Annotated in this window: 13 protein-coding genes; 8 read left to right on the plus strand and 5 right to left on the minus strand. The window is 66.5% G+C overall.

What is annotated here, in order from left to right:
* Window positions 1-33: 33 nt before the first annotated feature.
* Both AAN986_RS16780 and AAN986_RS16785 read right to left on the minus strand, forming a co-directional pair.
* On the minus strand, window positions 34-1,422 hold the full coding sequence (locus AAN986_RS16780; protein WP_047217297.1) for a gluconate:H+ symporter: 1,389 nt from the start codon (window positions 1,420-1,422) through the stop codon (window positions 34-36).
* A gap of 151 nt (window positions 1,423-1,573) precedes the next feature.
* Window positions 1,574-1,987 carry a hypothetical protein gene (locus AAN986_RS16785; RefSeq protein ID WP_047217296.1) on the minus strand — a complete coding sequence of 138 codons (414 nt, stop codon included), beginning with the start codon at window positions 1,985-1,987 and terminating at the stop codon, window positions 1,574-1,576.
* A gap of 328 nt (window positions 1,988-2,315) precedes the next feature.
* On the opposite strand from AAN986_RS16785, the gene AAN986_RS16790 reads away from it, so the two are divergent.
* From AAN986_RS16790 to AAN986_RS16820, 7 genes are all read left to right on the plus strand, one after another.
* Entirely contained in the window at window positions 2,316-3,305 is a 990-nt protein-coding gene (locus tag AAN986_RS16790) for a LacI family DNA-binding transcriptional regulator (RefSeq protein WP_047217295.1), read from the plus strand.
* 79 nt (window positions 3,306-3,384) lie between these two features.
* The gene (locus tag AAN986_RS16795) at window positions 3,385-4,410 is read left to right on the plus strand and encodes an ABC transporter substrate-binding protein (protein ID WP_016448127.1); all 1,026 of its coding nucleotides are present in this window, start codon (window positions 3,385-3,387) and stop codon (window positions 4,408-4,410) included.
* Window positions 4,407-5,264 (plus strand): ABC transporter permease subunit, encoded by an 858-nt coding sequence (locus tag AAN986_RS16800; RefSeq protein WP_047217294.1) that lies wholly within the window; start codon window positions 4,407-4,409, stop codon window positions 5,262-5,264. Before AAN986_RS16795 ends, AAN986_RS16800 begins: the two co-directional genes overlap by 4 nt.
* Before the next feature lie 119 nt (window positions 5,265-5,383).
* Window positions 5,384-6,151: an ABC transporter permease subunit gene (locus AAN986_RS16805; RefSeq protein WP_034398390.1), complete on the plus strand. Its 768-nt coding sequence runs from the start codon at window positions 5,384-5,386 to the stop codon at window positions 6,149-6,151.
* Entirely contained in the window at window positions 6,141-7,202 is a 1,062-nt protein-coding gene (locus tag AAN986_RS16810; protein WP_016448130.1) for an ABC transporter ATP-binding protein, read from the plus strand. The genes AAN986_RS16805 and AAN986_RS16810 overlap by 11 nt, the downstream gene beginning before the upstream one ends.
* Window positions 7,189-8,058 carry a phosphodiesterase gene (locus AAN986_RS16815; protein WP_047217293.1) on the plus strand — a complete coding sequence of 290 codons (870 nt, stop codon included), beginning with the start codon at window positions 7,189-7,191 and terminating at the stop codon, window positions 8,056-8,058. The genes AAN986_RS16810 and AAN986_RS16815 overlap by 14 nt, the downstream gene beginning before the upstream one ends.
* Before the next feature lie 52 nt (window positions 8,059-8,110).
* Window positions 8,111-8,701: an HD domain-containing protein gene (locus tag AAN986_RS16820; protein ID WP_047217292.1), complete on the plus strand. Its 591-nt coding sequence runs from the start codon at window positions 8,111-8,113 to the stop codon at window positions 8,699-8,701.
* A gap of 25 nt (window positions 8,702-8,726) precedes the next feature.
* Here AAN986_RS16820 and AAN986_RS16825 read toward each other — a convergent pair whose 3' ends face one another.
* Window positions 8,727-9,956 carry an IPTL-CTERM sorting domain-containing protein gene (locus AAN986_RS16825; RefSeq protein ID WP_047217291.1) on the minus strand — a complete coding sequence of 410 codons (1,230 nt, stop codon included), beginning with the start codon at window positions 9,954-9,956 and terminating at the stop codon, window positions 8,727-8,729.
* A gap of 331 nt (window positions 9,957-10,287) precedes the next feature.
* Window positions 10,288-10,773: a winged helix-turn-helix transcriptional regulator gene (locus AAN986_RS16830; protein WP_012204957.1), complete on the minus strand. Its 486-nt coding sequence runs from the start codon at window positions 10,771-10,773 to the stop codon at window positions 10,288-10,290.
* Window positions 10,774-10,887: 114 nt separating this feature from the next.
* Between AAN986_RS16830 and AAN986_RS16835 the strand changes: the two genes are divergently transcribed.
* Window positions 10,888-12,186, plus strand: a complete 1,299-nt coding sequence (locus AAN986_RS16835) for a D-amino acid dehydrogenase (RefSeq protein WP_047217290.1) — start codon at window positions 10,888-10,890, stop codon at window positions 12,184-12,186.
* 33 nt (window positions 12,187-12,219) lie between these two features.
* Here the strand turns inward: AAN986_RS16835 and AAN986_RS16840 are convergent, their stop codons facing one another.
* Window positions 12,220-12,927, minus strand: coding sequence for a DUF4198 domain-containing protein (locus AAN986_RS16840; protein ID WP_047217289.1), 708 nt, complete (start codon window positions 12,925-12,927; stop codon window positions 12,220-12,222).
* Window positions 12,928-12,953: the final 26 nt, after the last annotated feature.

Here is a 12,953-nt window from a genome sequence, read left to right on the forward strand (position 1 = left end):
GCGGCCGCCGTCGGCCCGCCTCATGCCTTTCACCTATCCCAGCTTGGGCAGCAGGTTGAACAGCAGCACCATCAGCAGGCCCACAAAGGACACGATGGACTGCACCACGGTAATGGTCTTGGTGGCCTCGCCCATGCTCATGCCGAAGGACTCCTTCACCATCCAGAAGCCCGCGTGGTTGGCATAGTTGAAGAACAGCGAGCCGCAGCCGATGGCCAGCGCCAGCAGCGGCACGTTCAGCGAAGGATCGGAGGCCGCCAGCGGCGCCAGCAGGCCAGCCGCGCCGACGATGCCCACGGTGGCCGAGCCGGTGGACACCGACAGCAGCATGGCGATCATCCAGCCCAGCACCAGCGGAGGCAGGGCGAACTGCTGGGTCATGTGGACGATGGCATCGCCCACCTTGGCGCTGGTCAGGATCTGCTGGAACGCACCGCCGCCCGCAATGATGAGCATGATGCCGGCGATGGGCTTGAGGCTCTGGCCCAGCGCGTCGCGCAGCTTCTCTGCATCGGCGCCGCGCAGATAGCCCAGGGTGATGGAGGCAAACACCACGCCCAGCAGCATGGCCACCAGCGGATTACCCAGGAAGGCCGCCGCATGCAGCAGGCCCGAATCCTTGGGCAGCAGCACCTCGGCCAGCGCATGCACCAGCATCAGCAGCGCGGGCAGCAAGGCGCACAGCACGCCCATGCCGATGCTGGGCGCACTGCCCTCCCCGCCTTCCTTCTTGCCTGATGTGAACTGCTCCAGCAGGGCTGCATCGGGGCGCGTACTCATGCGCGGCGTGATGAAGGCGCCGTACAGCGGGCCACCCAGCACCATGGCGGGAATCACGGCCAGAAAGCCGTACAGCATGGTCGGGCCGACCGTGGTGTGCAGCGTGGCAATGGCGGTGAGCGGGCCGGGGTGCGGCGGCACCATGCCGTGCATGGCGGCCAGCGCGGCGATCACGGGCACGCCCACATAGACATAGGCCGATCCCTTGAAGCGCTCATTGCTTTCCAGCTTGCGCGCCACGCTGAAGATCAGCGGCAGCATGACCACCAGCCCCACCTCGAAGAACATGGGAATGCCGATCACGAAGGCCACCAGGGTCATGGCCCAGGGAATCATGCGCTCGGACGTGCGCTGCAGGATGGCACCGGCCAGCCGCTCGGTGGTGCCGGAGTCCGCCAGGATCTTGCCCAGCATGGCGCCCAGGGCAATCACCACGCCCACCGCTCCCAGCGTCTTGCCGGCCCCGTTGGTGAGGTTCTTGACGATCTCGCCCGGCGCCATGCCGGTGGCAAAGCCCACGCCGATGGAAACCACCAGCAGCGCCAGCAGGGGATGAAGATGGATGCGCGAGACGATCAGCGCGACCAGAACCAGCACGCTGGCCAGCGCGATGAGCAGCAGTTGGGTATCGAATGAAGACATAGGAGGCTTGGAGTTGTGTTTTTATGATGGACGCCCGCACGCTGGGATGCATGCGGTTTCCAATCGCTGCAAATCCTATGCCTGGCACCGGAAGCAAGCTGTAGGTTCCGGGCTTGTTCACACGGGCAGCCGCTACGCGCAGCGGGGCAACTCAACTGCCAAGACAAAGCTCATAGACCGGCAAACCATCGGCGCCTTTCGGATCGCACAGCCACAGACCCTCAAAGAAATGGTGATCCTGGTCGGCCAGGCGGTCTTCCACCGCGAAATGCAGTTCATGGAGCAGCTCTGATGGCGTAGGCGCCGCTGTGCGGCGTATCTGCACTACTTCGGAGATCTTCAGCCACTCACCGGTTATCCCTCGTTGTATCCCTCGTTGTTCGTAGTTGAAGATGATGTTCAGGCTGGAAATCGGCAAGCGGGCCAGCAACGCCTTTTCATTGAAGTCGCATCCAACGTCTTCGTGATACTCGCGCAGCGCAACTTCCATCAACTGTGCGTTGCCAGGCAGGGTCGCCTGGAAGGACCAGTACAGATCGGTCAACAGCTTTTCAGGAGGTCGCATATGCATCTCAAGGGAATGAAGGGACGCGTGCCAACAGATGTGCTGCGCTCTTGTTCCAGTGGCTACTAAACACGCACGCTAGGCCTGATCGCAGCTTACTTTGCAAAGCCCATCTCGGAATGGCGAAGCCCATGGTTCTCTTTTGGCCCCTGCAAGGACAACCTCGCTGCAGCGCCAGCAAGGTGCACTGAAGCAAGCCTGGAAAGCGGCCAAGGCCAGGGCCTCAGCCGCCAAACGCCTGGCTGCCACAAAAGCTTCAAATCTCCGTCACCGCACCGTCACGCGCAGCGGGTGCAATGTAAACGTTTTCAAGAAATCGTTTACAGCCATGAGCATCACCGAGGTTGCACGCCGCGCGGGCCTGTCCGTCGCCACTGTTTCGCGGGTTTTCAACTCGCCGGAGGTGGTCAATGCGCAAACGCGCAGCACGGTGCTGCGCGTGGCGCAGGAAGTGGGCTATGTGGCCAATGCCAGCGCCCGCACGCTGCGCACGCGCAGCAGCAAGGTGCTGGGCGTGGTGCTGCCCACGCTCACCAATCCGGTGTTTGCCGAGTGCCTGCAGGGCATTGCCTCGCAGGCGGCGCTGCGCGGCTATGCGATTTCGCCCTGCACCACCGAATACGACCACGCCGGTGAAGACGCGGCCACCACGCGGCTGCTGGCCAGCGGGGTGGATGCGCTGGTGCTGGTGGTCTCCAACCCTGGCGATTCGGCGGCGCTGGCGCGTGTGCGCCAGGCCGGCAAGCCCTATGTGCTGGCCTATCACCACACCCATGAGCATGCCTGCGTGGGCGTGGACAACACGGGCGCCGTCAGGGAACTGGTGCTGCGCCTGGCTGCGGCAGGCCACAGCCGCATCGGCATGGTCACGGGCCAGTTGCAGGCGTCCGACCGCGCCCAGCAGCGCTGCCGCGGCTATGCGCTGGGCATGCAGGCCGCAGGCCTGTCGCCGCTGCCGGTCTGGGAGGTGCCCTTTGCCGCCACCGCCGTGCAGATGCTGCAGCACCACCTGGCCGAGCAGGCCCCGCCCACGGCCATTGTCTGCAGCAACGATCTGCTGGCGATACGCACCATCCGCGCGGCATCGCTGGCCGGGTTCCGCGTGCCTGCGGACCTCAGCGTCGTCGGCTTTGACGGGATTGCCATGGCGGGCGATCTCACGCCTTCGCTGGCCTCGATTTCCCAGCCCAACCACGAGATCGGCTCGGCCTGCGTGCGCCTGCTGTGCGATGCGCTGGCGGGCAAGAAAACCCTGGCCGCGCAAGACAGCCTGTGCCTGCCGCATGGCTGGCGCAGCGGCGAGTCCTGCCGGCTCTGAAACCAACAACAGCGGCCCGCGCAAGCCAAGGCCGCGCCCTTCCCTTTCCCACGCCCCCCAACCTCTTCGAGTACGCACCATGAAACTGACTGCCCTCCCCTTCAAGCTCTCCTTCAAGCGCCTTGCCCTGCTGGCCGCCACCACCGCCGTCTGCGGCACGGCGCTGGCCCAGAGCGCCATCTGCTACAACTGCCCGCCCGAATGGGCCGACTGGGGCACGCAGATCAAGGCCATCAAGGCCGATACCGGCATCACCGTGCCGCCCGACAACAAGAACTCGGGCCAGTCGCTGGCCCAGTTGGTGGCCGAGAAGGCCAGCCCCGTGGCCGATGTGACCTACCTGGGCGTGACCTTTGCCATCCAGGCGCAGAAAGACGGTGTGGTCGCCGCCTACAAGCCCGCCAACTGGGACCAGGTTCCCGCCGGCCTCAAGGACCCCAAGGGCGAGTGGGTGACCATCCACTCGGGCACGCTGGGCTTCATGGTCAACAAGGCGGCACTGGGCGGCAAGCCCGTGCCGCAGTCCTGGGCAGACCTGCTCAAGCCCGAATACAAGGGTCTGGTGGGCTACCTGGACCCGGCCTCGGCCTTCGTGGGCTATGTGGGCGCCGTGGCCGTGAACCAGGCCATGGGCGGCACGCTGGACAACTTCCAGCCCGCCATCGACTACTTCAAGAAGCTGCAGAAGAACGAGCCCATCGTGCCCAAGCAGACCTCGTATGCGCGCCTGCTGTCGGGCGAGATCGGCATCCTGCTGGACTACGACTTCAACGCCTACCGCGCCCGCTACAAGGACAAGGCCGACGTGGACTTCGTGATCCCCAAGGAAGGCACCGTGGTCATGCCCTATGTGATGAGCCTGGTGAACAAGGCGCCGCACACGGACAACGGCAAGAAGGTTCTGGACTATGTGCTGTCCGACAAGGGCCAGTCCATCTGGGCCAACGCCTACCTGCGCCCCGTGCGCGACGTGGCCCTGCCCAAGGAGGTGGCCGGTCATTTCCTGCCCGCCAGCGAGTACGCACGCGCCACCTCGGTGGACTACCAGAAGATGGCCGATGTGCAAAAGGGCTTCTCCACGCGCTACCTGCGTGAAGTGCGTTGAGCCAGGCGGACTGCATCGTGGGCATTTCCTCCCAAGCGCCAGGCGACTGGCGCGCCCGCGCGCTGCTGCTGGCCTGCAGCGCGCCGGCCGTGGCCTTCTTCGCCGCGTTCTGGCTGCTGCCGGCCGGCCTGCTGCTGGCGCTGCCGGCGCGTGAAGGCTGGCGCACCTACTTCGCCACGCTGACCGACGCGCTGTATCTGCAAAGCCTGCTGCAGACGCTGGCCCTGTCGCTGGCCGTGACCCTGGCCACGCTGCTGATCGGCGCGGTGATGGGCATTGCGCTGGCGCGCCACCGCTTCACGGGGCGCGGCCTGCTGCTGTCGCTGCTGACGCTGCCGCTGTCGTTTCCGGGCGTGATCATCGGCTTTTTCATCATCCTGCTGGGAGGGCGCCAGGGCGCGCTGGCCGATCTGTCGGTGGCCCTGGGCGGCGAGCGGATCACCTTCGCCTACGGGCTGCTGGGCCTGTTCCTGGGCTACCTGTACTTCTCGCTGCCGCGCGCCATTGCCTCCTACACGGCAGCGGCCGAGGCGCTGGACCCGCACCTGGAAGAGGCCGCGCGCTCGCTGGGCGGCAATGGCTGGCGCGTGGCGCGCGATGTGTGGTGGCCGCAGCTGCTGCCCACCACGCTGGCCTGCGGCGCCATCGTGTTCGCCACGTCGGTCGGCGCCTTCGGCACGGCCTTCACGCTGTCGAGCAAGTTCGAGGTGCTGCCCATCACCATCTACAACGAGTTCACCAACTACGCCAACTTCGCCCTGGCCGCCAGCCTGTCGATCAGCCTGGGGCTGATCACCTGGCTGGTGCTGTGGCTGTCGCGGCGCTGGGCCGGTCCGGCCGCCACAGGAGTCTGACCATGCGGACCACACAAAAAAATAGCCCCCACGCTGCCCTTGCAGCGCAAGATCCGCTGCCCCCCGAAGGGGCCGCTTTTTGCCTTGGGGCGGCCCGGCGGCCAAAAATGCCGCCGCTGATGTGGCTGGTGACGGCCACCGTCACCCTGTTCATGCTGGCGCCCATGCTGCTGTCGGTGCTGGCCGGGCTGGTGCAGAACTACGGCCAGGGCCTGGCCAGCGGCTTGACCACGCGCTGGCTGGCCGAGGTCTGGGCCGGCTACGGCAATACCGTGCTGATGTCGCTGCTGCTGGCCTGCGCCTGCGTGGCCATGACCTTGGTGCTGGGCGTGCCCTGCGCCTATGCGCTGGCGCGCAGCCGCTCGCCCTGGGCCCGGCATTTCGAGGAGCTGCTGACGCTGCCCGTGGCCATTCCGGGCCTGGCCAGCGCCCTGGCCCTGCTGCTGGCCTATGGCAGCGTGGCCGCCTTCCGCCAGAGCTTTGCCTTCATCCTGGTGGGCCATGTGGTGTTCACCCTGCCCTTCATGGTGCGCATGGTGGGCTCGGCGCTGCGCCGCCAGGAGCTGGTGGCGCTGGAGGAGGCTGCGCGCAGCCTGGGCGCCTCGTTCACGCAGCGCTTCCTGGGCGTGCTGGTGCCTGCCGTGCTGCCCGCCATCGTGGCCGCCTGCCTGATGGTGTTCACCCTGTCCATGGGCGAGTTCAACCTGACCTGGATGCTGCACACGCCGCTGACGCGCACCCTGCCCGTGGGCCTGGCCGACAGCTATGCGTCCATGCGCATCGAGGTGGGCTCGGCCTACACCCTCATCTTCCTCATCGTCATCCTGCCCGTGATGTGGCTGCTGCAGGCGCTGGGGCATTTCATCGAGAAGCATTATGGAAAGTAACAGCGTCGCCATCGACATCCGGCAATGCGCCAAGACCTATGCCGACGGAACGCGCGGCCTGCAGGCCACCGACCTGCGCGTGGAGCCCGGCGAGGTGCTGGCCCTGCTCGGCCCCTCGGGCTGCGGCAAGACCACGCTGCTGCGCATCATCGCGGGGCTGGAGACGCCGGACGCGGGCAGCCGCATCGCCTTCGGCGACACCGACGTCACCCGCGTGCCCATAGAAAAGCGCCAGGTGGGCATGGTGTTCCAGCACTACGCGCTGTTCCCGCAGATGAGCGTGCAGGCCAACATAGCCTACGGCCTGCGCATACGCGGCGTATCCGAGCAGGAGCAGCGCCGCGTGGTGGGCGAACTGGTGGATCTGGTGCGCCTGAACGGCCTGGAGCACAAGCGCCCGGCCGAACTGTCCGGCGGCCAGCGCCAGCGCGTGGCCCTGGCCCGCGCCGTGGCATCGCGCCCGCGCGTGCTGCTGCTGGACGAGCCGCTGACCGCGCTGGACGCCAAACTCAAGGAAACCCTGCGCGACGAGCTGGCACAGCTGCTGCGCCAGCTGCGCATCACCGCCGTCCATGTCACGCACGACCAGCAGGAGGCCATGGCCATTGCCGACCGCATGGCCGTGATGCAGGCAGGCCGCATCCTGCAGGTGGGCGACGGTGAGAGCCTGTACCGCCGCCCGGCCCATCCCTTTGTCGCCACCTTCCTGGGGCGCGTGAACCAGGTCGAACGCAGCGAAGACGATGCGCGCAGCAACCGGCTGGCGCTGGCCGGCATGGAGCTGGCCTGCCCGGCCGAATGCACGGGCGCAGCCCGGCTGCTGCTGCGCCCTGAAGACATCGAGGTCTGCGCCGCCGGCACGCCGGGCGCCGTGCCCGCATCGGTGGCGCGCCGCGTCTTCCTGGGCGACCGCCTGCAGCTCACGCTGGAGCTGGCGGGCCACACGCCGCTGATGGCCGACGTGGCCCGCGACCATGCCGCGCAATCGGGCGACCGCGTGGCCTTGCGCATCGCCCCCCACCAATGGATGCCCAACCATGCCCACGCCTGAAAGCCATCGCACTTCCCGCCCCTCCATGACCACCTTCCTGGCCCAGCTCACCGACCTGCATATCCGCGAACCCGGCCGCCTGACCTACCGCCGCATCGATACCGCCCAATACCTGGAGCGCACGGTGCAAAGCGTGCAGGCCCTGCCCCAGCCACCGCATGCCCTGGTGATCACCGGCGACCTGACCGACTTCGGCCGGCCCGCCGAATACGCCCACCTGCGCAGCCTGCTGGCACCGCTGGGCACGCTTCCCATCTACCTGCTGCCCGGCAACCACGATGACCGCGACGCGCTGCGCACCGCCTTTCCCGAGCACACCTGGCTGCGCAGCGAAGGCTTCATCCAGTACGCGGTGGACATCGGCGATCTGCGGCTGATCGCGCTGGACACTGTGGTGCCCGGCCACAGCGAGGGCGCGCTGTGCGAGGAACGCCTGCAATGGCTGGAGCTGCAACTCACCGCCAGCGAGGGCCGCCCCGTGGTGATCGCCATGCACCACCCGCCCTTCGAGACCCTGATAGGCCACATGGACAAGATCGGCCTGCTGCAGGGTGCGCAGGCACTCGAAGACCTGGTGCGCCGCCACCCCAACGTGCAGCGCGTCATCTGCGGCCACCTGCACCGCAGCATCCAGGTCGCCTTCGGCGGCACGGTGGCCATGACCTCGCCCGCGCCCGCCCACCAGGTCTGCCTGGACCTGGCGCCCGACGCCGCATCGGCCTGGACGCTGGAGCCGCCCGGCTTCATGCTGCACGCCCTGCCGCACGGCGGCCGACTGGTCAGCCATGCCGTGGCCAGCGGGCAATTCGACGGGCCGCACCCGTTCTGGGATGCGGACGGGCGGTTGATCGACTGAGCCCGAGGACACACCAACCCAGCCCCGGCGAAAGCCGGGGAGAATATCCGCCATGGATACAGCCAACATCAAGGGCCGCCTGGACTTCCTGCGCGAGGCCGAAAAACTCAAGAGCGTGCTGCGCAGCGCCCACACCTCCACAGGCCGCACCGAAAGCACGGCCGAGCACAGCTGGCGCCTGTGCCTGATGGCCATCGCCTTCGAGGACCAGTTCGCACAGCTGGACATGCTCAAGCTGCTCAAGCTGTGCGTGATCCACGACCTGGGCGAGGCCATCCACGGCGACATCCCTGCCGTGGAAAAGAACCTGCACCCCGACAAGAGCGAGCAGGAAAAGGCCGACCTGCTGCACCTGACCCGCTCGCTGCAGCCCGAGCACCGCGACGCCATCATGGCCCTGTGGCAGGAGTACGAAGACGCCGCCACCCCCGAGGCCCGCGCCGTCAAGGCCCTGGACAAGCTGGAGACCATCCTGCAGCACAACCAGGGGATCAACCCGCAGGATTTCGACTACGGCTTCAACCTGGGCTACGGCAGGAAGTACACGGGCGCCGATCCTCTGTTCGCCCAGGTGCGCAGCCTGCTCGACGAGGACACGCGCCAGAAAATGGGCGCCGCCGCGCAGGACGCCAGCGCGACCTAGCTGCGCCAGCGCCCCTGTGGCCGCGTCAGCGGCCCGCGCCGACCCGCTGCCGCCGCCCCAGCCCCATCCATCCGATGGCTGCGGCCAGCAGGCTCAGGACCACAAGGGCTGTGTGCTGCAGCGTCGGCACGGGGGTCACCTGGCCACCGCCGGGGAAAGCTGCCACCGTATTGATGGACGCGGAAGCCATGCACGGCACCGTTCCCACGACCTGCCCTGCTTGCATGCACTGCACCGACGGGTCCCCGGCATCCACGGTGGCCACATTGGTAATGGTTGCGGGCGCCGGGTTGGACACGTTGGCCATCACGGTGAAAACCAGCGAGTCTCCTGCCGCGAACACGGGCACCGTGACTGCCAGCGATCCGGAGCCTGACGCCACGGGACATGGCGTGCTGGCGCCGGGCGTACAGGTCCAGGTGGCGCGCTCCAGTCCGGCAGGCAGGCTGTCGGCAATCTGCGCTTGGGTGGCGGCCACGGTCCCCGTATTCCTGACGGTGATGGTGTAGCGCACCTCCTGCCCCGCCTGCACCTGGCCTGCGGGCGAGATGCTGTGGGTCAACGACAGGGCAGGATGCACGGCCTCCCTGTGCCAGGACATGACGTTCTGGTTTTGCACGGGCGCCCCGGTCCACGCAACCGACACGCCGTTGCCGGGTATCTCGTAGGTCCCCAAACAGGTGTCGCTTTCCCCCGAATAACTGACCTGCTGGGATGTTTCCGAGAACAAGGAAGCGCACATCGCGTTGTTCATGGCACCCACCTGTTCCGTGGCCATTTCAAACCGGCTCAGCATATCCACATCATTGGTAGATCCACCCGGGCCAATTTGATTGATGGAGCGGTGCGGATTGTTTCCCGTCAGCCAGCGTTGAAGGTGGATTCTGTTTCTCACGATATTGGACCCACTGTCCGTGGAAACCCTGAATATGAATGCGCGCACATCCGGATCGGAACTGCTGTAGGTGTTCAATCCGTCCGAGAAACTATAGGAAATCACCAGCGCCCTTATTTCGCTCTCGTCCAGATTGGGCTGCAAGGGTGCGGCCGTTTCAAACCAGCCGGCCAGGCGGGCGGTCCTCGGAAAATCCTGGCATGAGCCGTGAGACCCCAGGGGACAGGCCGTGCGATCCTGGAAATCCGAGTAGGAGGTTCTCATCTCCCCGTAGTAACGGGTCACTTGCGCGCTGGCGGGGGGGCAGGCCGAGAGTGCTGCGCCGGCCATCAAGGCAGCCATGAGGGCGTGATTTTTCATAGAACTCCCAGTGATAGATAGATTTACGCTATCAAGGTATCACTGGTATTGAACTTTAAAAATCACCAATCCCCTACAGCCACCATCCAATGACAAATATTTGCAATCCCGCCATTGGAATTGAACTCCAGGTTGTCGTCCTGCCTACTTTTCAACGGAGAACGCAGATGAATGCCGAACTGCATAACACCCCATCTACCCCCAATATCTTTTTTGATTGGAATGCACAATACCCAATTTGAATCGAATCTATTGTGACAAACGTTTCAAACAGTAAATGACAGTGATGGATGGCGGTAGATGCGAACCTGGAACGCCGAGGACGGCACCCTCACCGATCCACAGGCAGCGCCAGCGTCTCCTTGACCTCTTCCATCACCACATAGCTGTGCGACTCGGCCGGCACGGGCAGTTTCTTGAGGATGTCGCCCAGCAGGCGGCGGTACTCGCGCATGCCGCCCAGGCGGGCCTTGACCAGGTAGTCGAAGCTGCCCGAGACCAGGAAGCACTCCAGCACGTCGGGCACGTGCAGCAGTTCCTGGCGCACCTTGTCGAAGACCTCGCCCGACTTGGACGAGAGCTTGATCTCCACGAACACCAGCAGCGTCTTGCCCAGCGCCTCGGGCGAGAGGTGGGCGTGGTAGCCCGTGATCACGCCATCGCGCTCCAGGCGGCGCACGCGCTCCGAGCAGGGCGTGGCCGAGAGGCTGACCTGCTCTGCCAGTTCGGTCATGGAGATGCGGCCGTCCCGCTGCAGGATGTCGAGGATCTTGCGGTCGGTGCGGTCGAGCACGCGGTTTTCACTTTTGGCGGCCATGGCTGCGATTCCCGGGGCTTATCAATCACTGGAGAGTAGCAATATTTCAGTGGTTTCCACTGCCTCATCGTCAATAGACTTTGATTTCATCTTGTTGACCTGGCGGTGAATCGTATGAAAGTCCTTGTTCTTGGCGGCGGTGTCATCGGCGTGACCAGTGCGTACTACCTGGCGCGCGCCGGTGCCGAGGTCACGGTGCTGGACCGGCAGGATGCGCCCGCGTCCGAAACCAGCTTTGCCAACGCGGGCCAGGTCTCGCCCGGCTACTCCACGCCCTGGGCGGCGCCCGGCATTCCGCTCAAGGCCCTGAAGTGGATGCTGCAGGAACACGCGCCGCTGGCCGTGCGCCTGGACGGCAGCCTGTTCCAGCTGCGCTGGATGGCGCAGATGCTGCGCAACTGCTCTGCCCAGCGCTATGCCGTCAACAAGGAACGCATGATGCGCGTGGCCGAGTACAGCCGCAGCTGCCTGCAGCAGTTGCGCGCCGACACCGGCATTGCCTACGAGCAGCGCACCGGCGGCACCTTGCAGCTGTTCCGCACCCAGGCCCAGCTGGACGCCGTGGGGCGCGATGTGGCCGTGCTGCGCGAATGCGCCGTGCCCTTCGAGCTGCTGGACCGCGACCAGCTAGCCCAGGTGGAGCCCGCCCTGGCCCAGGCGCGCGACCGGCTGACGGGCGGCCTGCGCCTGCCCAAGGATGAGACCGGCGACTGCCACCGCTTCACCAATGAATTGGCCCGCATCGCCACCGGTCTGGGCGTGGAGTTGCGCTTCAACCAGAACGTGGATGGCCTGGTGGTCGAAGGCGGCCGCATTGCCGGCGTGCGTGTGAATGGCGAACTGCTGACCGCCGACCGCTACGTGATGGCCTTCGGCAGCTACTCGCGCCAGGCGCTGGAGCCGCTGGGGCTGGACCTGCCCGTCTACCCCGTCAAGGGCTATTCGCTCACCGTGCCGCTGGGCAACCCGGCGCTGGCGCCGCAGTCCACGGTGCTGGACGAGACCTACAAGATTGCCGTCACCCGCTTTGACGACCGCATCCGCGTGGGCGGCATGGCCGAGCTGGGCGGCTTCGACCTGCGCCTGGACCCGCGCCGCCGCGCCACGCTGGAGCTGGTGGTCAACGACCTGTTCCCGGGCGGCGATGTGGCGCGCGCCAGCTTCTGGACCGGGCTGCGGCCCATGACGCCGGACGGCACGCCCATCATCGGCGCCACGCGCTATTCCAACCTGTTCCTGAACACCGGCCACGGCACGCTGGGCTGGACCATGGCCTGCGGCTCGGGCCGGCTGATCGCCGACCTGATCACCGGCCGCAGCCCCGAAATCAGCACCGACGGCCTGGCCCTGGACCGCTACACGCACCGGCCGGCCCGGCACCTGGGGGGCAGCTCCACCCCCGTGTCCGCCTGAGCGTACTGAGCGCGGCCGGGCGGCGCCCCCACTTCAATGCGCCGAGAACCCCAGCAGGTACTCGTAGCTGAGGCTGGTGGTGCGCGCATCGCCGGAGACAGGCAGCCGCACGATGGCCAGCAGCTGGTTGAGCCCGGCACGCGGCAGCACGGTCACCAAGCCGTCGGCATCGGTTGCAAGTGGCGGACCGCTTTCTCCCAGCGACACGCGCACGCCGGCCCGGGGCTGGCCGTTCAGCAGCACCTGGAATTGCTGGGGCTCGCCCGCGTGGGGCGAGCGGCGGGTCTTGGCGATGATCTCCAGGGTCTGGCCCAGCTTCTCGCGGGTGACCGGGCCCCATTCGAGGATGGTCTTGTGGAACTTGAGCGCATGCACGCCGCTGGTGGCACCGGGGTTCTCGGTCATGGGCTTTTCAAGCATCGGCCCCTCGCCCACGCGGCTGAAAAAGCCGTTGTCGAAATGCGCGGCCAGCAGCGCGGCCTTGCGGGCCGGCGTGGCGCGGGCGCCGCCGGGCACGGGCTGCACGGCCACGTCGATGCGGCGGCCGCGCGTGTCATAGGCTTCAACGCTCTTGAGCTTGCCGGCCGCAAAGTTCTCCAGCTTGCCCTCATGGCCGCCGAACTGCACGGTGTAGGCGCCGTCGGCGTCGGGCTCCAGCCAGACGTTGTGGGCCTGGGCCAGCGGTGCGCAGGCCAGCAGCGCAGCGAACGCTGCGGCGGTGAAGGGATGGCGGGCTGTCATGTACGTGTTTCTCATTTGGGGTTTCC

Source organism: Delftia sp. DS1230, assembly GCF_040112715.1.
GTDB classification, from domain to species: Bacteria; Pseudomonadota; Gammaproteobacteria; order Burkholderiales; family Burkholderiaceae_C; genus Comamonas; species Comamonas tsuruhatensis.